Origin of the sequence: Undibacterium sp. Rencai35W, assembly GCF_049340185.1 — a bacterium.
Lineage (GTDB): Bacteria > Pseudomonadota > Gammaproteobacteria > Burkholderiales > Burkholderiaceae_D > Undibacterium.
This window is the reverse complement of the sequence record NZ_JBMPPC010000009.1, coordinates 57,797-83,912: the sequence shown is the minus strand read 5'-3', so window position 1 is coordinate 83,912 and position 26,116 is coordinate 57,797. Positions and strand designations below refer to the sequence as shown.

At 51.2% G+C, this 26,116-nt stretch carries 22 protein-coding genes; 16 read left to right on the top strand and 6 right to left on the bottom strand.

The genetic code is table 11. The annotated features are described in order from the left end of the window. Positions 1-23 precede the first annotated feature (23 nt). The 13 genes from ACO0K3_RS17680 (at position 24) to ACO0K3_RS17620 (ending at position 14,740) form a co-directional block, all read left to right on the top strand. A complete protein-coding gene (locus tag ACO0K3_RS17680) occupies positions 24-1,709 on the top strand; it encodes a diguanylate cyclase (RefSeq protein WP_422986879.1) in 1,686 nt (561 codons plus the stop codon). 18 nt (positions 1,710-1,727) lie between these two features. Then, positions 1,728-2,525 carry an SAM-dependent methyltransferase gene (locus ACO0K3_RS17675; RefSeq protein ID WP_422986877.1) on the top strand — a complete coding sequence of 266 codons (798 nt, stop codon included), beginning with the start codon at positions 1,728-1,730 and terminating at the stop codon, positions 2,523-2,525. Positions 2,526-2,645: 120 nt separating this feature from the next. Next, positions 2,646-4,271 (top strand): diguanylate cyclase domain-containing protein, encoded by a 1,626-nt coding sequence (locus tag ACO0K3_RS17670; RefSeq protein WP_422986875.1) that lies wholly within the window; start codon positions 2,646-2,648, stop codon positions 4,269-4,271. A 22-nt stretch (positions 4,272-4,293) separates the two neighbouring features. After that, entirely contained in the window at positions 4,294-5,841 is a 1,548-nt protein-coding gene (glpD, locus tag ACO0K3_RS17665; RefSeq protein ID WP_422986993.1) for a glycerol-3-phosphate dehydrogenase, read from the top strand. 211 nt (positions 5,842-6,052) lie between these two features. After that, positions 6,053-6,934, top strand: coding sequence for a DUF1700 domain-containing protein (locus ACO0K3_RS17660; RefSeq protein ID WP_422986873.1), 882 nt, complete (start codon positions 6,053-6,055; stop codon positions 6,932-6,934). 28 nt (positions 6,935-6,962) lie between these two features. After that, positions 6,963-7,766: a head GIN domain-containing protein gene (locus tag ACO0K3_RS17655; RefSeq protein WP_422986871.1), complete on the top strand. Its 804-nt coding sequence runs from the start codon at positions 6,963-6,965 to the stop codon at positions 7,764-7,766. Between the two features lie 392 nt (positions 7,767-8,158). After that, entirely contained in the window at positions 8,159-9,265 is a 1,107-nt protein-coding gene (locus ACO0K3_RS17650) for a substrate-binding domain-containing protein (RefSeq protein WP_422986869.1), read from the top strand. A gap of 171 nt (positions 9,266-9,436) precedes the next feature. After that, on the top strand, positions 9,437-10,699 hold the full coding sequence (locus ACO0K3_RS17645) for a TIGR03862 family flavoprotein (RefSeq protein WP_422986867.1): 1,263 nt from the start codon (positions 9,437-9,439) through the stop codon (positions 10,697-10,699). Between the two features lie 623 nt (positions 10,700-11,322). Beyond that, a complete protein-coding gene (locus ACO0K3_RS17640; protein WP_422986865.1) occupies positions 11,323-11,667 on the top strand; it encodes a hypothetical protein in 345 nt (114 codons plus the stop codon). 233 nt (positions 11,668-11,900) lie between these two features. After that, positions 11,901-12,395 (top strand): YbaK/EbsC family protein, encoded by a 495-nt coding sequence (locus tag ACO0K3_RS17635; RefSeq protein WP_422986863.1) that lies wholly within the window; start codon positions 11,901-11,903, stop codon positions 12,393-12,395. Further along, positions 12,395-12,613 (top strand): DUF1289 domain-containing protein, encoded by a 219-nt coding sequence (locus ACO0K3_RS17630; RefSeq protein WP_422957881.1) that lies wholly within the window; start codon positions 12,395-12,397, stop codon positions 12,611-12,613. The genes ACO0K3_RS17635 and ACO0K3_RS17630 overlap by 1 nt, the downstream gene beginning before the upstream one ends. Positions 12,614-12,744: 131 nt before the next feature. Then, positions 12,745-13,686 (top strand): MBL fold metallo-hydrolase, encoded by a 942-nt coding sequence (locus tag ACO0K3_RS17625; RefSeq protein ID WP_422986861.1) that lies wholly within the window; start codon positions 12,745-12,747, stop codon positions 13,684-13,686. Between the two features lie 139 nt (positions 13,687-13,825). Beyond that, the gene (locus ACO0K3_RS17620) at positions 13,826-14,740 is read left to right on the top strand and encodes an alpha/beta hydrolase (protein ID WP_422986859.1); all 915 of its coding nucleotides are present in this window, start codon (positions 13,826-13,828) and stop codon (positions 14,738-14,740) included. On the opposite strand, the gene ACO0K3_RS17615 is transcribed toward ACO0K3_RS17620, so the two are convergent. The 5 genes from ACO0K3_RS17615 to ACO0K3_RS17595 form a co-directional block, all read right to left on the bottom strand. Then, complete coding sequence (locus tag ACO0K3_RS17615; RefSeq protein WP_422986857.1) at positions 14,737-15,930, bottom strand: acyltransferase family protein; 1,194 nt, start codon at positions 15,928-15,930, stop codon at positions 14,737-14,739. The two genes, ACO0K3_RS17620 and ACO0K3_RS17615, sit on opposite strands and share 4 nt — an antisense overlap. Before the next feature lie 817 nt (positions 15,931-16,747). After that, positions 16,748-19,237, bottom strand: a complete 2,490-nt coding sequence (locus ACO0K3_RS17610; protein ID WP_422986855.1) for a DEAD/DEAH box helicase — start codon at positions 19,235-19,237, stop codon at positions 16,748-16,750. Positions 19,238-19,470: 233 nt separating this feature from the next. After that, positions 19,471-19,884, bottom strand: a complete 414-nt coding sequence (locus ACO0K3_RS17605) for a DUF1801 domain-containing protein (protein ID WP_422986853.1) — start codon at positions 19,882-19,884, stop codon at positions 19,471-19,473. Between the two features lie 102 nt (positions 19,885-19,986). Then, positions 19,987-20,841 carry an enoyl-CoA hydratase-related protein gene (locus ACO0K3_RS17600; protein WP_422986851.1) on the bottom strand — a complete coding sequence of 285 codons (855 nt, stop codon included), beginning with the start codon at positions 20,839-20,841 and terminating at the stop codon, positions 19,987-19,989. A gap of 158 nt (positions 20,842-20,999) precedes the next feature. Next, the gene (locus tag ACO0K3_RS17595; protein WP_422986849.1) at positions 21,000-21,647 is read right to left on the bottom strand and encodes a TetR/AcrR family transcriptional regulator; all 648 of its coding nucleotides are present in this window, start codon (positions 21,645-21,647) and stop codon (positions 21,000-21,002) included. 199 nt (positions 21,648-21,846) lie between these two features. On the opposite strand from ACO0K3_RS17595, the gene ACO0K3_RS17590 reads away from it, so the two are divergent. From ACO0K3_RS17590 to ACO0K3_RS17580, 3 genes are all read left to right on the top strand, one after another. Then, entirely contained in the window at positions 21,847-22,821 is a 975-nt protein-coding gene (locus ACO0K3_RS17590; RefSeq protein WP_422986847.1) for an NAD(P)H-dependent flavin oxidoreductase, read from the top strand. A gap of 324 nt (positions 22,822-23,145) precedes the next feature. Continuing rightward, positions 23,146-24,276, top strand: a complete 1,131-nt coding sequence (locus ACO0K3_RS17585; RefSeq protein WP_422986845.1) for a carbonic anhydrase — start codon at positions 23,146-23,148, stop codon at positions 24,274-24,276. A gap of 282 nt (positions 24,277-24,558) precedes the next feature. Then, complete coding sequence (locus ACO0K3_RS17580) at positions 24,559-24,735, top strand: hypothetical protein (protein WP_422958778.1); 177 nt, start codon at positions 24,559-24,561, stop codon at positions 24,733-24,735. Between the two features lie 112 nt (positions 24,736-24,847). Here the strand turns inward: ACO0K3_RS17580 and ACO0K3_RS17575 are convergent, their stop codons facing one another. Further along, complete coding sequence (locus ACO0K3_RS17575; protein ID WP_422986843.1) at positions 24,848-26,107, bottom strand: phenylacetate--CoA ligase family protein; 1,260 nt, start codon at positions 26,105-26,107, stop codon at positions 24,848-24,850. Positions 26,108-26,116: the final 9 nt, after the last annotated feature.

The window sequence follows — 26,116 nt, the reverse complement described above, 5'->3', positions numbered from 1 at the left end:
TTGTCATGGGATATTTTTTACCCATGACATCTTTTTCCGATAATCTTATGTCGGTTGATAGTTTGTTGCAGCAAGCTTCAGAAAATCTAAAAATATCACCAAATAAAGCCGAAGAAGCACTTACACAATTAGAGTCCCTAGCAAAGAGTTTTGATAGCAAACAGAAAGACAGATACCATATTCTGCGCGCATCATTCTTAGGTTTTAGAGGTCGGCATAAAGAGCGAGTTTTATTGGCAGAATCCTACATAGCTCAAGTCACAGATCCCGAAGTTAAAGTTAGATTTCTCTATCAGCTGTCCGATGGCTATACAAATCTTGGCCAGTACGAACAAGCATTAGATGCAATGAACAAAAGCATCTTACTTTTACCAAAACTCGTAAAGTTAAATGCAAAAATAGATACTTTGCAGACAGCAATCACTTTACTGAATTCGCTACATGCCTACGATGAATCCATGGTTTACGCAGACCGCATGTATTCTTTGGAGGCAGAAGAAAATAATTTTTTCCCGAAGTGTATTGCGCTTGCCGATCGTATCGACATTAATTTTTTACGCGGTAAAAGAGACGAAGCTTTATCGCTAGTAAAGGAGGCAGAGGATTTATGTGGAGCTAATGACCGTAAGATTATTGTTTTGATCGTAAAGGCATTAGTAGTTCTTGACTCTATTAAAGCATCTCAATATTCTAAAGATCTGGATGTGGCGATAGCGCTTTTATCAGAATTTAAAAAAATAAATGATAGTTCTGATTACCTTATTCATCTGAACGATGCGGTAGCGAAGATTTATTTAAAATCGGAAAATTTCTCTCAAGCTGAGCGATATGGGGCGATAGCTTTTGAGACTGCAAAAAAACAAAATGTCGTTCAATTATTAGAGCGATCTGCCGAGACAATGGCAGCGATCAAACGCGCACAAGGTCAATTCTCCAGCGCACTCGAATACTACGACACCAGCCTCGCGCTGAAAGATAAAATTCTCGACGATCAGTTACATAAAAATCTTGCTTATCAGCGCGTCAAATACGATAGCCAGGATAAGGCAAACCAACTGAGTTTGCTGGAGCAAAAAAATAAAACCCTGGCGATCGCACGTCAACTGGAGAAACGTAATAATCAAAATTTGATTTTGCTGGTGACTTTAATCTCCGTTACTTTATTGATCCTGACCGCATGGCTGATCCGTACCTGGCAACAAAAGAATCAATTCCGCCAGACGGCGCAAATTGATGGTCTGACCCAGATCAGTAACCGTGCTCACTTCATAGCAAGTGGTACGCATACGATGCAGTCTACCCATAATGCCGTCAGCGTGATCTTGTTTGACATGGACTTTTTTAAACGCATTAACGATAGTTTTGGCCATGCAGTGGGCGACTGGGTGTTGCGCACTGTGGCTGAAAAAATTAAAGCTTTACTGGGTAAAAAAGACTTATTTGGCCGCCTCGGTGGTGAAGAGTTTGTGATCTGTATCCCAGGCGCTAGCGAAGAGGAAACGGTGGCGCTGGCAGACCGCTGTCGTGTTGCGATCATGGAGATCGATACCAATCCTAGCGGCTACCGGTTCCCTATTTCGGCGAGTTTTGGTGTTGCCACCCGCGCTGCGCATGCTGATACTAGTTTTGAAGACATGCTGGCGGCTGCTGATAAGGCGTTATACGTATCAAAAACCGATGGACGTAATCGCGTTTCGACTTTTCAATAATTTACATTAAAGCACTCAATGCCAAATACAAAAAAAGGAACGCTGGTCTGTGTCGGTACAGGTATGCGCATGGCTGGGCAATTAACACCGATAGCCCAGAGTTACATTGAAACTTCTGATGTTGTTGTTGCTGCAGTACCGAATATTTTTGCACGAAAATGGCTGCAGGGAATTGCCAAGGAATATGTGTGCCTGTTGGGTTATTACTCTGACTGTGATGAAGAGGGTAAAGACCGTCGTGATACTTATCGTCGTATGGCTGACACAATTCTGGCAGAGCTGCGCGCCGGTAAAAACGTGTGTGCCGCATTCTACGGACATCCTGGGATTTTTGCCTGCATCTCGCATATGGCGATCGCGGATGCGCGGGCTGAGGGATTCAGTGCCCATATGGAGCCGGGTATTTCTGCTGAGGATTGTCTGGTCGCCGATATTGGTATCGATCCGGCCAAAACGGGAATGCAATCAATGGAGACCACGCAATTCATGATCTATGAGCGCTGTCTTGATCCAACCGCCTTGTTGATCCTGTGGCAACCGGGTATTGCTGGCGATTTGAGTCTCAAACGGTTTGATACCAGTACCCAGCGTTTGCAGTTGTTGGTGGATAAGCTGGCACGAGACTATCCGCTTGATCATGAGGTGATTTTGTACGAGGCGGCGACTCATCCACTGGAACAAACCCGTATAGATAGATTGCGCCTCGGTGATTTACCGTATGCTGATTTGAAACAGATTACGACACTGGTGATTCCACCAGCCAGAGCGATGAAGATCGATCAGGCGATGATGGATTTATTGAACGTGGCCGCGTAGCGTTCTGGATGGTAAGACCGGGTGTGGCGGGCAAAATATAAATTCTGCAAAATCCAATCAAGAATGGCTTACTATGTACTGTATAGCACGCCTTATTCGCTGACGAACTGGAGTGACATTTTGTCTAATCGATTCGATTTGCCTGCCACTGAGGTCGATAGTGCCCTGTCTGTGTTAAGCCAGCAGACGGATGCCATGATCGAGAGTGAGCCTGCCAAGACCATTGTGGTCTTACTGGAAGCGATCCGGCAGGCAGACCGCCATACGGATCCCAAATTGCTGGGCGACCTTTACTGCAAGCTCGGTAATTGCCGCCTCATGCTCAACGACCCTCTGGGCGTACGCGACTTCGAATCTGCACTGGAGTTCGCCGAGCGCAGTAACAGTACTTCATTGAAGGCCGATGTATTCCACGGTCTGGCCAGGACTTTTGTCATCTTCGGTGATACCCACAGCGCATTGCAGTATGGTGAAAAATCGCTAGCGATCGGTCGTGAGGTCGATAATCCGAAAAAATTTGCCCAGATATTGATTACGCTGGGGTTGATTTTTACCTATACCCAGCAGTTTGAGCGTGGTGCCCTGATGTATGCAGAGGCGCTTGAATTATGTCTGCGCCATGATGACCAGGACGGTTTGGCAAGAGTGAAAAATAATTGGGCAGACAATCTCGTCATTTATTTTGAAACCTTAAAAGAAGATAACGCGTCGCCGCCGTTTGGCATGCTGGACGAGGCGATACGTCTTGCACGTGAATCACTTGAACACGCGCAGTCTGGCTCGTTGCTGCGAACGCAGTTATTGGCCACAGAGACCCTGGCGCATGCGCTGGAAGAGCGCGGTTTTTATGCCCTTGCTCTGGAGGAGCTGGCAACGGGGCTGGCCCGTGCATCCGGACATGGTTTTGCAAAAGAAGAACTCGACATCAAAGTTCGCATCGGTGCTCTGCGCTTACATCTGGGGCAGATTGCCGAAGCCATCCAATGTATGCTGGAAGCACGCGAATCCGCTTTGCATATTGGCAATTATCCTTTCATGGGGGATCTGCTGAAAATTTTATCGACGGTCTATGAGGCCAGTCATGAATTTGATGCTGCTCTGAAAGTATATAAAGAATTTCATAGCGTTACCCTGAAATCCCGCGACCAGCGCGCCCAGATTAGCGCGCAGATTTTTGCTGCAAAAATGGATCTGGAGCGGGCGCAGAAGGAGGCCAGCGTCCATAAAACACGGGTGGATCAGCTCGAGGATTTCAACCGTACTTTGCGAGTTCAGGTACACGAAGACACTCTGACGGGATTGCCAAATCGTCGCGCTCTAGAAGAAAAAATGCTGCAACGCCTGACAGGTCGCGTGACTAATGTCGCATTCGCGATGTGTGATATCGATTTCTTTAAAAAAGTGAACGACGGTTATTCGCATCTGGTCGGTGATGACGTATTGCGTGAGGTCGGTCACTTGATACAGTCTTGCCTGCGCTCCGGCGATCTGGCAGCACGTATCGGGGGCGAGGAATTTGCTCTGGTACTGGACAGGACTGCCAAATCGGTCGAGGCCTGTGAACGTATCCGTAAAGCGATTGAGGCATTTGACTGGACCCGGCTTGCTGCAGGTCTGCACGTTACCATGAGTTTTGGCGTCACCCATATTCAGGACGGCGACGATCTGAAAGCAATGATGAGTCGTGCTGACTCGGCTCTGTATCGTGCTAAACATAATGGCCGTAACCGGGTAGAGAAGGCTTAGCTTGTCGTCTGCCACGAGTCTCCTGTTCAAGCCTTCAGCCGTAATCGACTGTGATGTGCTGGTCGTCGGCGGAGGTATCAATGGTGCCGGGATCGCACGGGATGCTGCCGGACGCGGACTGTCAGTGGTGCTGTGCGAGAAAGATGACCTCGCCTCACATACCTCATCGGCTTCTTCTAAATTAATTCACGGTGGCCTGCGTTATCTCGAGTATTACGAATTCGGACTGGTTAGAAAATCGCTGATTGAGCGTGAAGTTTTATTGCGTTCAGCTCCCCACATTATTACGCCATTGCGCTTCGTCATGCCCCATATGAAAGGCCTGAGACCCGCATGGATGCTGCGTGTCGGGCTATTTTTATATGATTATCTGGCACCTCGCGAATTGCTCCCGTCATCATTTGCCATCAAACTTCATCAGCATCCTGCCGGCGTCCCGCTACAGCAACATCTGGTTCGGGGATTTGAGTATTCCGACGGCTGGGTCGATGATGCCCGCCTTGTCGTATTGAATGTGATGGATGCGGCAGAGCGTGGCGCAACGGTCCTTACGCGCACAATTTGTCTGTCTGCGCAGCGAGACAACGGTATATGGCTGGCCGAATTGCGTGGTAATGACGGCCGGCTGACGACGGTACGTGCGAAAAGTCTGGTCAATGCGAGTGGCTCCTGGGCGGCACAATTTCAGCAGATGGTCGCTCCCGATCAGGCAGGTAAAACCTTACGTCTGATCAAGGGCAGTCATATCGTCGTCAAACGCTTGTTCGAACATCCATATGCCTATATTTTTCAGCATCCCGATGGCCGGATTGTGTTTGCGATTCCTTATCAGAACGACTTTACGCTGATCGGTACAACCGATATCGATTATCACGGCGATATCAATCAGGTTGCGATTGAGCCGGACGAAATTCAGTATCTGTGTGAGCTGAGCAGTTTGTATTTTCAGCAGAGCATTCAGCCTCACGATGTGCTGTGGTCTTATGCGGGAGTGCGTCCGCTGGTGGATGATGGCAGTGTAGATGCCAAAGCGATTACGCGCGATTATCGTCTGGAATTATCCAATACTGACGCGCCCATGCTGACGGTGTTCGGCGGCAAGATAACGACGTTTCGCAAACTCGCAGAAGAGGCCATCGACATGTTGATGCCTGTCATCGCGAGCGACAAGCCACATCCGTCTGCGTGGACGGCCGGTGCCTGCTTGCCAGGCGGCGATATTTTTACCAACCGGCCAGATAACCGCGCAGTCCTCGAATTTGATCACTTCATTCACCAACTCGCTGACGAATATCCCTGGCTTCCTCCCGCGCTATTGCACCGTTATGCCCGAGCTTACGGCACACGTATCCGCACGCTGCTGACGGGACGACAGTCTCTGGCCGCCATGGGACAGCAGATTGTTGAGGGCTTATATGAGGTCGAAGCCGAGTATTTGTTGAACTACGAGTGGGCATGCACGGCACAAGATATATTGTGGCGCCGTACTAAGCTGGGTTTGCATAATCCAGCGGAGGCCAGCGCTGTAGTAGATGCATGGATTGCAAGGTGCAATGCTGCCCATCGCTAGTATCTGTAGGACTATCATCGCTGGCAGAGCCTGCTAAGAGCGCTCGAACGCACTCATCCTGTCGCTGATCCCTGCCATCTGTTCCCCCATTTCTGCGCACTGTCGCATCCTGCTGGTCTTGCCTCTGGCATTTGCTTACAGTCACCCTACGCAATCCAATTTGCCTCAATTCGATGAGGTATTCATCACAAATTGATCAGGGAGATAAGACATGAACAAAGCCGATTATATGAATTCACTCAAGCAAGCCCTTGAGGGTTTGCCTGCCATCGTGATTGAAGAAACGATGTGGGATTACGAAGCGAAATTCGTGAATGCCATGATGGAAGGGCGCACCGAGGAGCAAGTTGCGGCCAGCTTGCCAAGTCCTCAGCTGGTTGCAGCGCAGAAGCGCAGCAAACAGCGTCTGGATGCATTTAAACAGCAAGCCAGTCCGTCCAATCTCGCTGCCCTGTTTGTGTCTCTGATCGGCGTGATGGTGTTTAACTTCTTCATGATTATTCCGGCGATGGTGTATGCCAGCATGTTATTCACTGCATTTGTTGCTTCAATGGTTTTTTATGTTGCGGGTATTGTGATTACCGCAGGCAGCTTGTCGGGCGTGGAACATTTCAAAGTCAATATGCCTTCGCATCGCTACGAAGTCATGATGGACGATGGCGACGACGTACGCATTCATTCTCGCTCCAATGATGGATTCAAGGTTGATATTTCGTCCTCCGGCATCGTAGTTGAAGGGCAGGAAAAAATACAAGAAAAAGCGCAAGGGAAAAATCTGGAAAAAACTCCTGTTAGCGCAGCATCCGCCTCAGCTTCTGCATCAGCAACTACCGCGGGCAATCCCGTCGCCATCGCCGTACTCGGCGGCGCTGAGGTGGCGTCCGCTAGTGTATCGACCGTTGCGCCTGGCCGTGTCGAAGTCAATGTGGAGAATAAATTACGCCACTACAACGCTATTCAGGGTATCGGTATTTTGCTGGGTGGCATCGTTCTATCTTTACTGAGTTTGCTGATGACCCGATATACCTTCGTTGGTTTTAAAAACTACCTGCAATGGAATATATCTTTGCTTCGTATTCCAGCAAATGCTTGATTGAATTAATCCTCAAAGGAGAATCATCATGAAAAAATTAGTTAAAACCGCGTTAGGAATGTTATTGATGGCCATCGTCCTGATCGCCATCAGCACGGCGGTAATGCGGGCTCATGCAGGCACTCCCGCTGCCAGCTCCAGCGCCTCTGTGTCAAGTGAGGTGCGTACCGTTGATGCCGGTATCGTCAATATCGTTATGAATGGTCCTATTGATCTGGTACTCAGACAGGCGGCCACACCAGAACTGATGGTGCGCGGCGAACCCTCGATGCTGTCACGTGTGACTACCCGGATCGAAGGCAATACCTTATACATCGGTACCCGCGGTATGTTCGTTATGATCCGTCAGCCTTTGCAGGTAGAGATGGCCTTGCCAGCACTGGAAAAATTACAAATGCAGGGGAGCGGTGATGCAAGTGTGAAGGGTTTTCGCGGGAAAAAAGTCGATGTCTCCATTCGCGGTTCCGGTGACTTACAGTTTGATAGTGATTTCCAGGACGTACTGGCCAGCATTGTCGGCAGCGGTGATATGAAGATGACTCTGGCTGGCTGCGAGAATGTGGACATCAGCGTGATGGGTTCTGGCGATGTCATGGTCAAGGGGCAAACCAAAGTGTTGCGTGCAAAATTAAGCGGCTCAGGTAATCTGGATGCGGCTGGCTTGAAAAGTAACCAGGCTAGCATCAGTCTCAGCGGTTCATCCGATGCCAAAATCACGGCAACGCAAGAAGTCAAAGGTCAGCTGAGTGGTAGCGGTGACGTCAGAGTGTACGGCAACCCGGCAAAACGCCAACTGACAAAATCAGGATCTGGCGATATTTACTGGCAGTAAATAAGCAATAAGCAAGCAATAAGCAAGCAATAAAAATCGGAAAATAAAGCGGACATAGTCAGACAGTGTCGCCGCCAGATCAGGCATGCCCTTACATCAGAATATTCACCAAATCAGTGAGTGTCAGCAGGAAAATTGTGTCGCGCTGCAACCACTGATTTTGGTATTTATCATGGGAAATGTTGCTTTGCACCAAATATAATGTAGTAATGCTTCAGTAAAATGAAATAAAATTCAATGGCCGCTGCTTGGTAGTGAAACTCTATTTACTTGGGACAATTTTCTGCAATAATCGTTCCGCATTTGTAAAAAAAGTTTCATTCGTGGTGCGGATGTCTCAAAAAATAAAAAGACATGCCGGTTTTTCCTCTTAACTTGACCGACCCAGAATCATGACTGCTATCCAAAGTAAGTGCCTGACCGTGTTGCTTGTTGCTTTTTGTCTGATTACCGATGCTGTAGCGCAGGAAAATCCCATGCAGTTCCTGAGCCGTGCGAATGCGAAAGTAGCGAAAGCTGCCGCATTGAAGACACGTTGGGAAGGTCCGGTTGACGGTCCTAAATTATTGAAAAAGAAAAAGATCGTATTCATTGCCTCCGATCTCAGCGACCCGAGTATTGCAGGTCTGTTTAACGGCGTGAAAGAAGCGATCAACGGTGCTGGCTGGGAAATTCTGTACATCGATTGTCGTGGTCGCTGCAATCAGGGGGCCGCAATCGTAAGTCAGGCACTGGACATGTCGCCGAACGGTATTATTCTCGCCGGTGTTGATGCAGCAAGTCAGGCAAAGGGTTTAGTCGCCGCGTCGAATGCGAAAGTTCCTGTCGTTGGCTGGCATGCTTCCGTGAAGAGCGGCCCTACTGACGGACTGTTCACGAATGTGACCTCGAATCCAAAAGAAGCTGCGCAGATCGCCGCCTTGTACGGTGTCGTCGAATCCAACAGCAAAGCCGGTATTGTGGTTTTTTCAGATACCTCAAATCCTTATTCTGTCGAAAAATCGAAGGCGATTGTTGAAGTCATCAAACAGTGCGAAAGCTGCCGTCTGTTGAGCGTAGAAGATGTTCCTGTCGCAGAAGCTGGTGCCAAAATGCAGCATGTAGTCGAGAACCTGACCAAGAAATTTGGCGCCAAATGGACTCATGCGATCGGTGTGAACGATATGTATTTTGATTTGATGGAACGCCCTGCGATTGCTGCACTGATCGCGACGAATAAGGTAGCGGGTTTGTCGGCAGGCGATGGATCAAGCGGTGCTTTCAAGCGTATTCGTGCCAGTTCATTACAAATCGGTACGGTGCCTGAGCCTCTGTTTATGCATGGCTGGCAATTGGTTGATGAGCTTAATCGTGCATTCTCAGATGTCGCTCCCAGCGGTTACATCACACCAGTGCATCTGGTGACCGCGCAAAATATCGCCTACGACGGCGGGCCGAAAAACGTATTTGATCCGAGTAATGATTATCGCAGCCAGTATCAGAGAATCTGGGCAAAATAAACTACGTCGTGCATGGATGACTTTATGAGTTGACCGGTTAATCGGCTACCGAGAGAAGGGCGATCAGGCAACTGATTGCCCTTCTTGTTTTGTGCGACCTGATGGCGCTGACAAGATGATGGAGAATCTGGGATTATTCCTGAAACGGTGAAATAGAATTACAATTCGCGCATGAAAAATGATGAAAAAAATACCCGATCAGCATCGTCAGGAGCCATCGTAATTGGCGGAGGACCAGCCGGTTTAATGGCTGCTGAAACCATGGCGGCTGCCGGTATTCAGGTGGATCTCTATGACGCGATGCCATCGGTAGGACGCAAATTTTTATTGGCTGGTAAGGGCGGCATGAATCTCACCCACTCAGAACCGGCCGGTGCTTTTCATGCACGTTATCGTGAACATCAGACGGATCTGACTGCGATGCTCGCAGAATTTGGTGCGCAGGAATTGCGGGCTTGGGCAGATGGTTTAGGTATTGCGACTTTTGTCGGTAGTTCCGGGCGTGTATTCCCCGTGGATATGAAAGCTGCGCCTCTCTTACGCGCTTGGCTGCACCGCTTGCGGCAAGCCGGTGTGCGGTTTCATATGCGTCATCGCTGGCTGGGCTGGCACGGTAATGACTATCTGTTTGCGACGCCCGACGGTGAGCAAATCGTCCCCGCTGATACCGTAGTGCTAGCAATGGGCGGCGGCAGTTGGGCGCGTCTGGGATCCGACGGTGCCTGGGTTGCGCCTCTGCAGCAACGTGGTATTGCGGTTGCACCTCTGGCGCCATCAAATTGCGGTTTTGATGTGGCGTGGTCGGACTATTTCCGGCAGCGATTTGCAGGTCAGGCGCTGATGACGGTTGCCGTGCAGTTCGGGCAGGACGATGGCACTTCGTTAGTGCGTCAGGGACAGTTTGTCGTTACTGACGGTGGTGTAGAAGGGAGCCTGATTTATGCGCTGTCGGCCTTGATACGCAACCGGATTATGAGCCAGGGCAAAGCGCTGCTGCATCTCGATCTGGCACCGGGTAAAAGTACCGAGCGTATTTTGCAAGAAGTCACTCATCCACGCGGATCACGCTCGCTTTCAAGCCACTTGCAAACGAAAGTCGGACTTGATGCAGTAAAGGTGGCCTTGTTACGCGAATGCTTGCCTCCGGATCAATTTCAGCAACCGGTTCTGCTGGCCGCAGCGATCAAAGCCTTGCCTTTGGTGCTGCACGCGGCAAGGCCGATTGATGAGGCGATCAGCAGTGCAGGAGGTGTGCGTTTTGAGGGACTCGATGACCAGCTAATGTTGCGAAATTTGCCCGGTATTTTTTGTGCGGGTGAAATGCTGGATTGGGAAGCCCCGACTGGCGGTTATTTGCTTACCGCTTGTTTTGCCACGGGCAAGCGTGCAGGTAGCGGAGCGCTAGCCTGGTTAGCAAATAAGACAATGAGATAAATTGAAACTCATTGATTGAGTCATGTTTAATAAATCATATTATTTATTCCATGACTTACACAAAATGATACGTTGCTTACCAGCATACACCGTGTTTAAAAAACCTTGAATCGATATTGCATGGAGCCCCTTACTCCCGCCTTTTCTCGGTATCTCGGTTTCACCGTGTCACCATGTCCCTGTATTGAAAGGACTTGATTTTTGTGTCAATCCTGTCGGTGTGATTTTTCAATGTGAAGGTTTTTAAAGGTTCCGGCATTGAATTCGCAGGCCGCATGCTGCTTTCAGATACATTTCATGCCAGGAGGCTTACCAGCGTTGCGGATTCGTTTTGATATCGATATTCCATGGAAGTGCTTACTCCTGTTTTTTCTCGTTGTCTCTGTGGTGATAGGTCTTGGTTTTTGTATAAGCCCTGCAGATCAACTCAGATCAATTTACAACTCAGTATAAACAGCAGAAATGGGTTTATCCCCTGCGACCATTTAAATGTTAAATAGTCTGGACTAAGCCATCTTGCAGTGCGGAAATTTGGTACAATCTACGCGCCATATACCGTAACTGATTTATGGTACCGATTGGCTCCGATTCTGTATGTTCTGTTTGATACCTGTGTTTGTGGCATGAGTGACTCTCGTTCTAATCCCCGGTCTAAAGTTTCCTGGCGTGCTGCGGTTCAGCTCGCGCCCGGCAATATTGTTGCAGCCAAAATTCTGGATTTCACGATGGCAGGTGTACAGCTCCAATGCGCGCATGTGTTGAAAGAGGGACAGACTTATCAGATGATGATGGAAGTGCCATCGAAGCGCGATGCTTCGCAACGCACGCAGGTCGTCTGCAAGGCGACGGTTCGCTATAATATTTTAAGCGGTAACGAATATCGCTCCGGTATGAAATATTTTGACTTTGCACCGGAGCACCTGCTGCTCCTGCAAAGCTGGGCCGGTGTTCCGGTCACCATGGAATAAGTGCATCAGCGTATCAACGCATTAGTGCAGCTTTTCAAGATAATCCCAGAACACGTCCCTCACTCCTGAGCATGGCACTGCATGCTGTGTTATAAACATACTCTTCCGCTTTCGCCGGAGTTTTTCAATACGATTAAGACGATGAGCGAAAATTCGCCATCAGCACTCCCTGGTAGCTGTGTACCCGTCTACCTGTGGTGTATCGAATAGAAACTTCGGTTTAATTAATTACTATGTCATCACATCCTACGCTTCCAGATACAGCACAACGCGTCGCCGCTTTGCTACAACAACTTGCTCATGATCACCGCATCGTCATGCTCCCGGAAACTGGCAAGACATCTGCCGAGGCCGCTGCTGGTCTCGGTTGCAGTGTCGCCGAAATTGCTAAATCGATTGTCTTCCGCCGCTTATCCGATAATGCCGCCGTGATGGTGGTTGCCAGTGGTAGCAACCGTGTCGATGAGGCCAAAGTCGCAGCACTTGTCGGCCCTTTGGGCAAGGCTGATGCGAAGTTCGTGAAAGAAAAAATTGGCTATGCGATTGGTGGCGTTTGTCCTATTGGACACGTTGAAAAAACAGTGATGCTGATTGATCAAGACTTGCTGCAATACGCCGCAGTCTGGGCCGCAGCCGGACATCCGCATGCTGTGTTCAAACTGACGCCTGCACAATTGATTGCGATGACACAGGCGCCGGTGGCAGATATCGCTTTGAGGGCCACCTGATGAGTATTTTGTACGATTACGATCCGACGAGTGCACAGGCTGCTGTCAATGAGGTACCGTCGCCTTGCGTTGGTATCTGTAAAATGAATGAGACGCGGAGCTGGTGCGTTGGCTGCTTTCGTAGCATTGATGAGATCACGATGTGGAGTCGCGCCAGTAATGATGCCAAGCGACGCGTCTGGATCGAGATTAAACAGCGTATGTTTGAGCCGGGTTAGGCTGGATCTTGTTCAGATTTGTTTTTTAAAAAATCACACAATCCAACAATGCAGATCAGGCAGTTCAGATTATTTAGTTCAGATCACTTAGTTCCGATTAATTAATCAAGCCAAAATAAGCGACGACCTCTATGTCAACAGCAGCCGCACAAGTACCAGAACTCCCTGCCAGCATGCAGGTATTCGAGCGGGGCTGGCTGTCGTCGAATAATATTTTATTCATTGATGACGCGTCTGATTCTGGATCTGCTGCGCTGGTCGATAGCGGCTATATGACCCACGCTGATCAGACGCTGGCGCTAGTGCGGCATGCACTGCAAGCGCGGCCACTCGATCTGCTGATCAACACCCATCTGCATTCCGATCATTGCGGCGGCAACGCGATATTGCAACACACGTATCGCTGCCATACCCTGATTCCGGAGGCAGATGCCGCAGCGGTCGCTACATGGGATGACGACGGATTGACTTTCAGCGCGACCGGGCAGCGTTGCCAGCGGTTCACCTTCGATGGCATCCTGTCCCACGGTCAGCCGCTGCATCTGGGCGGTTTATCATGGCAGGCACTGGCGGCACCCGGGCATGATCCTCACTCATTGATGTTGTACTGCGCCAGCGAAGCCATACTCATTTCTGCGGATGCATTATGGCAAAACGGTTTTGGCGTTATTTTCCCCGAGCTGGAAGCTGAGTCGGGTTTTGCCGAGCAGGCAGCCGTGCTGGATTTGATCGAGAGACTCGACATCCGTGTTGTCATTCCCGGTCATGGCGCGCCGTTTAGTGACGTGGCAGATGCGATTGATCGTGCCCGCAGCCGGCTTGCGTATTTATCCGCCGATCCCAGACGCAATGCGCGGAATGCGCTCAAAGTCATGATCGCTTTTCAGTTGCTGGAATCACAGCAATTGCCGCTCCGTCAGATCAGGCAATCCTTAGTTCAGAATCGCCTGATGCAAGCCTCGGTGCATCTTGTCGATGAGCCGCTGGCCCCTTTGCTCGACTCTCTGATCGCAGATTTGCTGAAGTCCGGTGTCGCAAGCCTGCAGGGCGATGTCTTAATTAGTACACGGTAATCAGTAAACCTTAATTAGTACACCTTAATCAGCACACCTTAAGTCTGATTCCCTGCATCATCAGCCTCAATCCTGAGATTGTTGAAACCAAAAGCGATATTCCTGCGAATAAAGTCGTACACATCTTGTCGGAGGTATCGTGACAGTCTGGCTCAAAATACTACTTTCCTTTAGCGCATTGCTGATGCTGTTTGGCGTGATCGCTGCTTGCTCACCAGTGCGTACGATTAACGCTCTGACACCCGGTTCAGCCTATGTCAAAACGGCGGACCTTGCTTACGGATCAGATCCACGGCAAAAACTCGATATCTATGCCCCGGCTCATGCGCCCTCTGGCAGTAGCGTTCCTGTCGTGGTGTTCTTTTATGGCGGAACCTGGAACTCCGGTCAGCGTGCGGATTATCTCTTCGTAGCAGAGGCGCTCACATCACGCGGTATCCTCTGTGTGCTGGCAGATTACCGGCTATATCCTCAAGTCCGTTATCCGGCTTTTTTGCAGGATGGTGCGCTGGCGATTGCCTATGTCAAAAAAGAGATATCGCGTTATGGCGGAGATCCTTCTCGCCTTTTTGTGATGGGGCACAGCGCGGGGGCGTATAACGCGGCAATGCTCGCGCTTGATCCGCGCTGGCTGGCAGAAGTCGGGATGCAGCCATCGATATTTCGAGGTCTGATCGGACTGGCCGGGCCCTACGACTTTATTCCGATTACCAATGTCGATGCCCGTCCGGTATTTTTTTATCCTGATACCCCCAGAGATTCACAACCGATTCATCACGTCAGCGCCAGTGCGCCGCCCAGCCTGCTCATTGCGCCACTTGAGGATACATTAGTGAATCCCGTGCGTAACACGACGGGCTTGGCGAACAAGCTCCGTGCCGCGGGTGTGCCGGTGCAGGAATTTCACTTCGATCATACTAACCATGTCAGTCTGATTGGTAGTATGGCCTGGCCTTTACGCGCTCTCGCACCAACTCTCGATACCGTGACTCAGTTTGTGTTGAGCGACGGTGGTAGAAATCCTGCCATTGCAGTAACACCCGCTGCACCTTAGTCCCTGGTAATAATGCCAGCCTGTGCCGGATTCACTTTTTTGAACAGGATTTTTCCATTTAAAAATCGACCTAGCCAGGTATGCCTTACCAGCAGTTGATAACTCAGCAGACAGACAGCGCTCGTCAGCACGATATTGACAGCGATGCGTCCGACGGCATTGAGCGGACTGTTATACAGCAAAGCTCCGACGCCGATGGTTACCACCAGATGAACCAGATAGACCCAGTAGGAACTCTCTGCGATATACGCCAAGAACCGGTTTTGTTTGGGCAGGTAATGTAAAAACAAACCGATCATGCCAAAGCACCACAACCAACTGACACAGTTATATAAAAACGCCATCCCTGCCTTAAGAGGTAACAGACTGTCTTGCAGGGGCTCAAAGCGTTTAAACAGCGCCAGATAGAAAAACAAAAGTACAAAGCCAGCCAGCATATACCGCCAGCGATAGCGCACATAGAGGACCAGCACCGCCGACTGATTTTGATACAGGTAGCAGCCAAAAACGAAAAACAGCCCGCTGTGTATGAACTCTGCCGGGTCAGGAATGAACGATCCGCCCGGCGCTACCACGCCGCCACGATAGAAGGCTCCCGTCATTGCCAGTGGCAAGGCCAGCACGATACAACCCCACCATGCCGAGGACAGGACTTTCCAGATGTGAGTGATACGAGTTTTCAGCGTATCCGTCAGATGCTGACTCAGGCGATCTACGGCGGCTGCGGTCAGGCAAAACAGCATCAGGTAATAGATAAACCACAGATGCAGCGTATGTATGACCGCTTTACCCGGTATCTGAGGAATCAGTGAAGTATCAAATCCAATGGTACCAAACTGGTTCAGATGTACATACAAACTGATCATCAAACCGGAGGCGATAAAGAGCGGAGGCCAGAACGCGATAAAAGGCAGCGCCAGGCGGCGCAGTCGATTATGCAACATCGCCTCTGCTCCGCGCTGTTGCATCTGCATCCCCACAAAAAATCCGGCCACGATAAAAAATACCGGCATCCGGAATGCATGGATGACGACAACCAGCAAATCTGCCGCCAGCGTACTCTGATTGTCGTGCCAGGGCAGCATGCGTGGTCCCGCCATATAAATGACGGCGACGTGCAGGACGATGCCTAGCCACATCATGACCGCGCGCAGATTATCGAGTGAATGAAGACGTTGTCCTTGGTGCATGAAATATCCTTATCGATGACTCTGCATATTAATGCAGAAAATAATGCACAAAAAACAGACAGTGCGACTTCAGGCGAGACATCCAGTCGCTCTGGTTGTTCTTCGTATCGTTCAAAATTTGCTGCGGACTACGACCGGTAATTTCTTTACAGTCCCTGACCATATGCGATTGATCAGAATTTTATTGAGTTTGGTCGCCGCCATAAAAAGCATACTACCCGGTTAAAAAAGTGGCGTATTGAACGACTACGACATCGGACCGTGAGAATTGTAAGCGCTAGAGTAAGAAAATTTCAAAAACGAAATTTCTAAAAACCTGCACATTAAAAAATCACATTGATAGGGCTCACGCAAAAACTAAGACCTCTCACCACAGAGACACGGAGACACGGAGAAAAGGCAGGAGTAAGCGATTTCATGACATAGCGGTTAAAGAATTTTTAGATACTTTCAAAACCCAATCCGCTTATCCCGTGCGGCTTCTGGGGCAAAAACACGTGGAAAGTCGCATGGAATATGCGGATTCTATTTCGGGAACTTCTAAAAATCTTCACATTAAAAAATCATATCAATAGGGCTTACGCAAAAACTAAGACCTCTCACCACAGAGACACAGAGGCACGGAGACACAGAGAAAAGGCAGGAGTAAGCGATGTCCATGACATAGTGGTTAAAGAATTTTTAGATATTTTCAAAGCCCAATCCGCTTATCCCGTGCGGCTTCTGGGGCAAAACCACATGGAAAAGCGCATGGAATAAGCGGGTCCTGTTTTTGATGCGATTCTTTTCATGATTTGTAAGCGCTGATTGAAAAAAATCATACGCTCAAAGGTGCCAGCAATGCCTGCAGATCGTCTGCATTAAATTTCGGTGCCAGCGCGGCATCGCTACCTAGAACGCCATCTGCCAGCGCAGCCTTACGCGCTTGCAGATCGAGAATGCGTTCTTCGATGCTGCCCTCGACTACCAGCTTATACACAAACACGGCTTGCTCCTGACCGATGCGGTGAGCGCGTGCGCTTGCCTGTTCTTCGACTGCTGGATTCCACCACGGATCCATGTGAATCACCGTGTCAGCCGCGGTCAGATTGAGGCCGACGCCACCGGCTTTCAGGCTGATCAGCATGACGGGCACCTCCTTGTTCTGGAACTGCGCGACGATGCAGCCGCGTTGTGCGGGCGGGGTTTTGCCGGTCAGGCTCAGGTAGGGCAACGCCAGCGTCGTCAGTCGTCCGGCGATCAAGTCGAGCATTTCTGTGAACTGGGAAAATACCAGCACACGGCGGCCTTCGACCACCAGACTGGGCAGCATATCGCTGAGCAGTTCAAGTTTGGCACGCTCCATGGTATCCGGTGTTTTTGTCCCTTTCAGCAGATAGGGATCGCAACATACCTGCCGCAATTTGAGCAAGGCATCGAGTATCGTGATCTGCGCTCCGGCAAAGCCTTTGCGCTGCAAAATACGGCGTACCTGCTCGTCGGCGGCGACCCGCACGCTCTCATACAGATCGCGTTGTTGTCCGCTGAGTTTGAGCCGTTTAATGATCTCGGTCTTGGGCGGCAATTCGCTGGCGACATCCTGCTTCCGGCGTCGCAAAATAAAGGGGCGCACGCGTTGTGCCAGCAGTTGTGCGCGCAGAGTCTCACCATTAATTTCGATGGGTTTGCGCCATAAGCGGGTAAAGCTGCGCATGTCGCCAAGAAAGCCCGGCATCAAAAAATCAAACTGGGTCCACAACTCGCCAAGATGATTTTCCAGCGGCGTGCCGGTAATGCACAAGCGATGCCTGGCTCGTAAGCGGCGCACTGCGTCGGCACTACGGCTGGCAGCGTTTTTGACGGTCTGGGCTTCGTCGAGTAGTAGCAGGTGGAAGGTCTGCGCTTCCAGCGTCGCCAGATCGCGCCACAGCAGGGGATAGGTCGTCAGCACGATATCGGCATCTGCAATATTGGCAAATTCATCGGCGCGTTGTGCGCCTTGTAGTGCCAGCACACGTAAGTCCGGTGCCGTGCGCCGGGCTTCGGCCTGCCAGTTAAATACCAGCGAGGTTGGCAGGACGACCAGTGCCGGACGATCAAGCCGGCCCGCCTGTTTTTCAATCAGGATATGGGCAAGAGCTTGTGCAGTTTTTCCTAGCCCCATGTCGTCTGCCAAAATACCTGCCAGATGATTCGCTCGTAAATACTGTAGCCAGGCGACGCCATGTAATTGATACGGTCGCAGTGTAATGCCCAGACCTGCGGGGGCGCTGATCGCCTGTGGCTGACCAACGGCTTGCAGACGCTTTGCCAGCATGCGTAAACCGGACTCGCCTTGCAATTGCCAGCCGCCATGCACACCGGCGCGCGCGGCCTGGCTCTCTAGCAAACTGAGGCGCAATGCCTCTATTCTTTGGGCATCCCAGGCGGATAACTGCAGGGGACCTTGCAATTTATCTTGCAGACGTTTTTCATCGGTCAGCAATTCCAGCATGTGCATGACAATCGCTTTGAGCGGAGCCGCCAGCGCATCGATCCGCTTGCCGCCCGGTGCCCGTAAACGGATCACTGCCAGATCGTCAATCGCAGCGACTTGCGCCGCGCTCAGCCAGCGAGCATCGCGCTGTATCAGATTCGCCAGCATGGGAACCAGATCCAGCACCTGACCGTCGATTTCTATCCCCAGACTGAGCAGCCACGATCCCTCGCGTGCCGGCAGTCCCAGCGGGGTGATGGCAGTGGTATAGCCGTGCATAGGCGATGCCACTTCTTTACCGCTTATTTCACCGGTTTCCTGATCGATGATCAGATGCCAGGCATCGACAGGCACGCTCTCATGCGCGAAGCCCGGATGCACGACTACGGACCAGCCAAGCGCTTGCAATGCAGGTAATTGCTCCGCCCAAAAGTCAGCAAAAAAATCTTCTTGCTGCAAGCTCCATAAAGGCCCGAATGGCAGCGCGGCATCGTTATTGCGCCATTGCAGACTTGCTGCGGGCACGGGTTGCAAATGCAAATCCCAGACCCGATCCAGCGCATCTGCTTCTGCGCCGAGATCGCGTAGTAACACGACGGGTTTTCCTTCTGCGTCAAGCAGATCCTGTGTGGAATGCGGGCGGCGATTGAGTAAAGTGGTCGGTGCCGACGTCTGCCAGCGTATTCCCGTGTCTGTGGTGTAGAGCCAGTCAATCTGGACAACCGTTACACTGCCGCCACGTGGTCCGAAGGTGCCGGTCGGTTTCATTCCTAATAAGCCATCGCCACGCGTCAGGGTTTGCAGCGTGATGCGCGGGCGGAAGATGCCCGCCAGAGTATGAGACGTCGTCATTCAGGGACTTTGTCTAAGGGGCGTGCTGTGCGCTTTAACCGGATACCGTGCGGGCAGGCATGAGGTAAGGAAACAGATCATGTCGATAAAATTGGCAGCGATGGATAGAGAGCGAGCTTGATCATAAACGATGCAATGCGGTGCAACCCAATGCAATGCGATGAAATCACTCGTCACGGTTTGCCGGGTTTGCCGCGAATAATCGATACTCGTGACACCTTCCGCGTAAGCCATCAGGTCGACTGTCTAATGCGTATGACAGTTTGTTCAATGATACTGGTCAGGCTAGGGAGATGTACATCCGACAGCCGTTTGATATACAAACATCCTTTACCCAACTTGTGTTTGCCCAGACCCGCCAGCAAGTCATCATAGCCACCGGCTCCCAGCATCAGGTACAGCGCCAGATCCTGTTTGCGCGATGCAAAGCCGATCAGGCAAATATCGCCCTCCCGCCCGCTCTCGTACCGGTAGTGGCGTGTGTCAAAACCGACGATGCTGGTCCCCCACATTCTAGCTTGGTGTCCTGTCGCCGCAGACATCAGTTCAATCAGCGCCAGACAATCCTGCCGGCGAACTGGATCAGTGATTGCGTCAACGTAGTCGCTGACGCTCAGATCGTTTTGCCTGGTTTTGTTTTCTGCCATGATCGCCTCGCTAGTGGATATCCGTATTTTACTAGCGTCCTGAATTGCCAGGCCTGTTTCACTACTTGAGACTACCGGTGGCTGAGTTGAGTATGAGCATGCTTATTTCAACTGATATGGCGCGTCTTCAAAAGAACTGACCGGTGCCAGATCCGCATAGTCTGTTGGCCTGCCTTGTTGTTTCGCCATAAAGGCTTCCATCAGATTGCTGCTTTGCCAGATGCCCGATTGCAGCCAGCCCATTTGTTGCAAGGCATCGTGAGTTGAATGGTCGCGCGCGTAGTGGATCGCCTGTTTGCTGCCCCAGATCGCTACCGGCGGTTTGCTGGCGATTTCGGCAGCCATGTGTAGCGCGGCTTCTATCATTAATTCTCGGCTCTCGAACACGTCGTTCACCAGCCCGACCGCCAGTGCGCGCTGGGCGGGCAGGCGGCGACCGGTATAAGCCATCTCATGCACGATGCCCTCGGGGATCAGTTTAGGTAAGCGCTGTAAGGTACCGAGATCCGCAGTCATGCCGATATTAATTTCCTGGATGCAGAAAAAAGCATCAACGCTGGCGAGCCGGATATCGCTCGCGCAGATCAGATCGACGCCGCCACCGATACAGCCGCCATGAATCGCACTGATGACTGGCATGCGCAATTGCTCGATCAGATTAAAAGAGTGATGCATGTCTTGCAGGACTAGCGTGATATTGGCGCGGCCAACCGCCGTGGCGTCATCCAGACTCACACCGCCACCCGCGAATACGTCGAGTGCCATCCCGGCAGTGAAGTGTTTACCGGTCGATGAAATTACCAGCGCGCGGGCTGATGCCTCACGTTGCAGAGTACTCAGAATACTCACCAGTTCACGAAAAAATACCGGCTGCATCGTGTTCATACTGGCTGGCCGGTTCAATTGCAGATGAGCGACTTTGTCCTTGATGCTGAAGTCAAAACATTGATAAGTCATAGGGTCTCCGGAGGTGGGAATCGTGGGCGATTGTTGTTGATTGTTGGTGATGTAGCTAATAGTGCCGGTAGTGCTGATAGTGCGGATACAAATGGCGTAAGAGTGCAGCGTAAAAATTACGAGGCGAAACTAATTTATCGTATCAAATTCAGGATATTTTATTCAGGATGTTTTAGCGAATGCAGCACCGCCCGGATTGCAGCGCGGTAGAGTTCGTCCGAATGTTCTTTTTTCAGGTAATAGCCTTTGAGCTCCAGACTGATCACACCATGCATTGCCGCCCACAACAAGCGGGCCGCGGCACTCGGGCTGGATTTAGGCAAGCTGCCTTCTTGCATGCAATGCTCAAATTCATTAATCAGCGGCGTGAACGATTCCCACGCTGCGACCCGCGATTCCAGCGGCGGCAAAAATCCGGCAATCGCATCGCCGAACATCACCATGTAATAGCTAGGGTTGCGCCTGGCGTAATCGTGATAATTCGTCGCATACATCCAGATACGATCAAGCCCGTGGGTTTTTTGGGCGGCGGGCAGACTGGCTTCATATTGTGTGAAATCCTGGATCAGGCGGCTAAACCCCTCTAGATACAGCGCATTAGACAATCCGTCTTTACCGCCGAATAGCGAATACAACAAGGTGGTGGAGCAATTCACCGCATCGGCGACCTTGCGTACGGTCAGTGCTGCTGCGCCTTCTTCAACCAGCAAGCGGGTTGCCGCGTCGAGCATGCCCTGACGCAGGGTATTGCGCAGCTCTTCCTGCCCTTGCTTAAAATCGATGACTTTGGTTTTCGGTGTTGGCATAAATGACCCGCAAAATTCTGGTGAAAAACAACGTTTTTTCTGATAACATCATATCAGCCTCACTAAAAAACGCCAAGAACAACCCGCTAAACACGCAACCAAACCAGGTTTCTTGTGCAATTTGATTGATACGGCGATGCCTGACGCCAGCTCGGTATCATCCAGTGAGAACCAATTTAATTAAGAGACCGGACCCCTTATGACGACTTCTCATCTGCCTAAAGCATTACAGAATCTTTCCTTGCCGGTGATCGGCTCACCGCTGTTTATCGCTAGCGGACCCAAGCTGGTCGCCGCCCAATGCAAGGCCGGTATTGTCGGCTCATTTCCTGCACTGAACGCCCGTCCTGCTGAACTGCTCGACACCTGGCTGACCGATCTCAAAGCCGAGCTGGCCGAGTACCAGGCAGCCAATCCCGATGCCAAAGTCGGCCCTATCGCCGTCAATCAAATCGTGCACCAGTCAAACGACCGTCTGGCACATGATGTCGAAGTCTGCGTCAAACATCAGATCCCCATCATCATTTCGTCACTGCGCGCACCGCCAAAAGAAATGCTGGACGCCATCCATAGCTACGGCGGTATCGTGTTGCACGACGTGATCTCTATCCGTCACGCTCAAAAAGCTCTGGAAGCTGGTGTTGACGGTCTCATTCTGGTGGCCGCAGGCGCTGGTGGTCACGCCGGTGGTCTATCCCCGTTCGCCCTGGTGGGCGAAGTCCGCAAATTCTTTAAAGGACCGATCGCCTTATCCGGCTCGATTGCCTCCGGCGACGCGATTCTGGCAGCTCTGGCGATGGGCGCAGACTTCGCCTACATAGGCTCACGCTGGCTGGCGACGCAAGAATCCAACGTCGATGACGACTACCGTCAGGCAATTATCGAATCTAGTGCCGCCGATATCGTCTACACCAACCTGTTCACCGGAGTGCACGGCAACTACCTGAAAAAATCCATCGTCGCCGCAGGACTGGATCCCGACAACCTGCCAGTCGCAGACAAGACAGCCATGAACTTCGGCTCAGGCAGTAGCAGCAAAGCCAAAGCCTGGCGCGACATCTGGGGCGCAGGCCAGGGCGTAGGTCTGATGGAAGACGCACCAAGCGTCGCCGAAGTCGTCACCCGACTGAAGGCGGAATACGATGCGGCAAAACAGCGTATCTGCAAGGCGTAAATAGGGTTGTGGACGAATGCAGTGATTAATTGCTGAAACAAAAAAGGCATCCGATGGATGCCTTTTTTCTGTTGAATAGTTGTCTCAGTCAATTAATCGAAGTTGATTCTGGTCGCCGCCCTGACAACCTCCGTTATTCCTTTCCACCCTGCCAACTAAATTCCATCATCGGAAAAATTTCCTATTGTCTAAAGGGTACTTCCAGCCACTTGGCAATCGATCTAACCAGCACCGCATGTGTCTAAATAGCTGCCCAAATTCAAGTTTTTTCGCTTGTTTGCCGTAACCAGACTACCTCCAGCCTTTTCCGCGAAGAAACTTCTTATGCGCCGCCTCACTCTTGTTTTAATTTCCTTATTGGCACCGCTGACCTGTGTGCAAGTCCAGGCTAATGATGCGTCGACTCCTTCTAAGCCGATCAAGCAGGCGTCGGCGAAGGAGGAGGCTTCTTCAAAAGATAAGGAGGAGAGCAAGGCGTCCAGTAAAGATAAAGACAGCAAGGACAAAGAGCCTAAGGAAAAAGACACTAAAGAGAGCAAGGCTGCTGCGGCAGCGCGGGCCAAAGAGTCGCTTGCGGCTGACGAGCTCGCCGCCAAAATCGCTGAAAAGCTTGCCGTGATCCGCAAGGAAAAAGATGAGGCCAGCGTTCGTTCCAATCCGAATCCACGTCCAGTGATCCGCAATTCGTATATTGCACCGGTCAGAAAGCCGGTCGAGTCAATGGAAAGCAAGGCCAAGATGGCTGATGCGCACGGCGCGTCTACGTTGGCGGCGCATAGCGCTGTGCACTGGAGCTATGAAGGTGAGGGCGGTCCGTTGAGTTGGGGTAAGCTCAGTCCGGCTAACGCTAAATGCGATACCGGTGAGCGTCAGTCGCCGATTGATATCCGTGACGGGATAAAAGTTGAATTGGATCCGATTGGATTTGACTACAAATCGGCGAGTTTCAATGTTCTGGATAACGGCCACACAATCCAGGTCAATCTGGGCGCGGGTAACTACATCATGGTGGGCGGTCATAGCTATGAACTGGTGCAATTTCATTTTCATAAGCCCTCAGAAGAGCGGGTAAATGGCCGTAGTTTTGAGATGGTTGCGCATCTGGTACACAAGGATGCCAATGGCAAGCTTGCCGTTGTTGCCGTATTGATTGAGCGCGGCAAGCCGCAGGCGCTGGTGCAGCAGGTCTGGAATAATTTGCCTTTAGAGAAAGATGACCCGGTTAAGGCGCTGACCACGATCGACATGAATCAGATTTTGCCTGCCAAGCGTGACTATTACACTTACATGGGATCGCTGACGACACCGCCATGCAGCGAAGGCGTGTTATGGCTGGTGATGAAAGAGCCGATTGAAATTTCACCGGAACAACTCGCAATTTTTAACCGTTTGTATCCGATGAATGCGCGGCCCATCCAAAAACCGTCGGGTCGTCTGATCAAAGAATCGAATTAGCGTTGAGGGTGATATTTACTATACTCCCCCTATTTTTTAGAAAAACAGGCAGCAACCGCTAATGTTTGCGGTGTAAATTATTTATACTGGATAGGAGTATAGATACTACTGTTCGTAAGGTAGCGTCAGCATACAAGGCGGACGACGTTTTTCCAGGCAACAATGACCGTGCACTATGCGGCGTGGCAAGGCTACAAACTCTTACAAATTCTGCGTCAACTCAACAGGCATCTCAGGGGTTATCTCCTTAGTGTTATGCACACTATCGAACAGGAGCACCCCATGCGTTTATCTCAACTTGCACTCATTAGTCTCATCGCTGCATCAGCCGCGTTATCCGGTTGCGCGGTGTATGCGCCTGCACCTTATGGCCCCGCTGTTGTCGTCAGACCCGTACCAGTTATCGTTAGTCCTGGCTGGGGTTATGGTTACGGCTACCATCACTGGCGTCGCTGGTAGTACCAACGCGGTGACTGAGTCCATCACGTCGCTTCAGGTTTCGGATTGCAGCTTGCAGGCTCAGCATTGACCCTATTATCTGACATTTTAAAGACGGCAACTACTTTGCCTGCTATTGATAGCTGCGCGCATCGTCAATGACTTTGCCGTCATTCGGTAATTGCAGATCATCGACAAATAGCACGTCACCGCGTAGTTTGGTGACCTCGCGCAAACTATCCACGATCGCTGCTTTCAGGGCTGCGTCGCGCATCGTGCTTTCGCAATGTAGCGTCATCGCGTCATTCGCCAATTCACCGGTGACGACCAGTCGTGCTTTGCGGATTTCGGGATGCCGTTTGATGACTTCGGCAACTTGAGACGGATGGACAAACATGCCCTTGACCTTGGTCGTCTGGTCTGCGCGACCCATCCAGCCTTTGATGCGGGTATTGGTGCGGCCACAGGGCGATATGCCGGGCAGTATCGCTGACATGTCACCGGTGCCAAACCGGACCAGGGGATAATCTGGATTAAACGAGGTGACCACGACTTCGCCGACTTCTCCCTCCGCCACCAGATCTCCGGTGCCCGGTCTGACGATTTCGAGGATCAGGTCTTCATCGAGAATCATGCCGGGATTGAGTGCGCCATCGCTGACGGTTTCATACGCAATATTGCCAATATCGGCAGTTGCATACATCTGCACCACATTCGGTATGCCGTGCTCTTGCAGCCACAGGCGCAGGCTCGGTGGCAGCGCTTCTGCACCGACGACGGCATATTGCAGGCTGGAGATATCGGCACCCATCTCCGCCGCTTTTTCGATAATAATTTTTAAAAAACTTGGCGTGCCCACATACGCATCGGGTCGCAATTCAACGATCGCCTGCACCTGCATCTCTGTTTGACCTGTGCCTGCCGGGATCACTGTGCAGCCGATTCTGGCAGCGGCACCTTCAACCATAAAGGCCGCTGGTGTGAAGTGGTAGGAAAAACAGTTTTGAATCAGATGTCCGGCGCGCAAGCCAACCGCATGCAGCGGACGCGCAAACCGCCACCAGTCCGGTGATCTGCCCTCGGGATCGAAGATCGGTCCCGGCGACATAAAGATGCGATTCATCTGCCGTAAGCCCGTCGTTGTCAGTGCGCCGAATGGCAGTGCGCTTCTTTGTATCTGTTTCAGATCCGATTTACGCGTTACTGGCAGTTGCGCAAGGGCTGTGCGGCTTTTGATATCGCTGGCCTGTACTCCTTGCAAAATCGCGGCCCATCCCGCTGCGGTTTGTGCCTGTGCGATCAATTGCGGTAGCCGCGTCATCAATGCCTGCTCGCGGCTTTGTGGGTGACGGGTTTCTAATGCGTCCAGATATGCGTCAAAATATGCGCTCATGGCTGATAG

What these genes read in the sequence shown, in the direction of transcription:
- ACO0K3_RS17680 (WP_422986879.1), top strand. Translation starts at nt 24, where the DNA reads ATGACATCTTTTTCCGATAATCTTATGTCGGTTGATAGTTTGTTGCAG.
- ACO0K3_RS17675 (WP_422986877.1), top strand. Translation starts at nt 1,728, where the DNA reads ATGCCAAATACAAAAAAAGGAACGCTGGTCTGTGTCGGTACAGGTATG.
- ACO0K3_RS17660 (WP_422986873.1), top strand. Translation starts at nt 6,053, where the DNA reads ATGAACAAAGCCGATTATATGAATTCACTCAAGCAAGCCCTTGAGGGT.
- ACO0K3_RS17655 (WP_422986871.1), top strand. Translation starts at nt 6,963, where the DNA reads ATGAAAAAATTAGTTAAAACCGCGTTAGGAATGTTATTGATGGCCATC.
- ACO0K3_RS17650 (WP_422986869.1), top strand. Translation starts at nt 8,159, where the DNA reads ATGACTGCTATCCAAAGTAAGTGCCTGACCGTGTTGCTTGTTGCTTTT.
- ACO0K3_RS17645 (WP_422986867.1), top strand. Translation starts at nt 9,437, where the DNA reads ATGAAAAATGATGAAAAAAATACCCGATCAGCATCGTCAGGAGCCATC.
- ACO0K3_RS17640 (WP_422986865.1), top strand. Translation starts at nt 11,323, where the DNA reads ATGAGTGACTCTCGTTCTAATCCCCGGTCTAAAGTTTCCTGGCGTGCT.
- ACO0K3_RS17635 (WP_422986863.1), top strand. Translation starts at nt 11,901, where the DNA reads ATGTCATCACATCCTACGCTTCCAGATACAGCACAACGCGTCGCCGCT.
- ACO0K3_RS17630 (WP_422957881.1), top strand. Translation starts at nt 12,395, where the DNA reads ATGAGTATTTTGTACGATTACGATCCGACGAGTGCACAGGCTGCTGTC.
- ACO0K3_RS17625 (WP_422986861.1), top strand. Translation starts at nt 12,745, where the DNA reads ATGTCAACAGCAGCCGCACAAGTACCAGAACTCCCTGCCAGCATGCAG.
- ACO0K3_RS17615 (WP_422986857.1), bottom strand. Translation starts at nt 15,930, where the DNA reads ATGCACCAAGGACAACGTCTTCATTCACTCGATAATCTGCGCGCGGTC.
- ACO0K3_RS17610 (WP_422986855.1), bottom strand. Translation starts at nt 19,237, where the DNA reads ATGACGACGTCTCATACTCTGGCGGGCATCTTCCGCCCGCGCATCACG.
- ACO0K3_RS17605 (WP_422986853.1), bottom strand. Translation starts at nt 19,884, where the DNA reads ATGGCAGAAAACAAAACCAGGCAAAACGATCTGAGCGTCAGCGACTAC.
- ACO0K3_RS17600 (WP_422986851.1), bottom strand. Translation starts at nt 20,841, where the DNA reads ATGACTTATCAATGTTTTGACTTCAGCATCAAGGACAAAGTCGCTCAT.
- ACO0K3_RS17595 (WP_422986849.1), bottom strand. Translation starts at nt 21,647, where the DNA reads ATGCCAACACCGAAAACCAAAGTCATCGATTTTAAGCAAGGGCAGGAA.
- ACO0K3_RS17590 (WP_422986847.1), top strand. Translation starts at nt 21,847, where the DNA reads ATGACGACTTCTCATCTGCCTAAAGCATTACAGAATCTTTCCTTGCCG.
- ACO0K3_RS17585 (WP_422986845.1), top strand. Translation starts at nt 23,146, where the DNA reads ATGCGCCGCCTCACTCTTGTTTTAATTTCCTTATTGGCACCGCTGACC.
- ACO0K3_RS17580 (WP_422958778.1), top strand. Translation starts at nt 24,559, where the DNA reads ATGCGTTTATCTCAACTTGCACTCATTAGTCTCATCGCTGCATCAGCC.
- ACO0K3_RS17575 (WP_422986843.1), bottom strand. Translation starts at nt 26,107, where the DNA reads ATGAGCGCATATTTTGACGCATATCTGGACGCATTAGAAACCCGTCAC.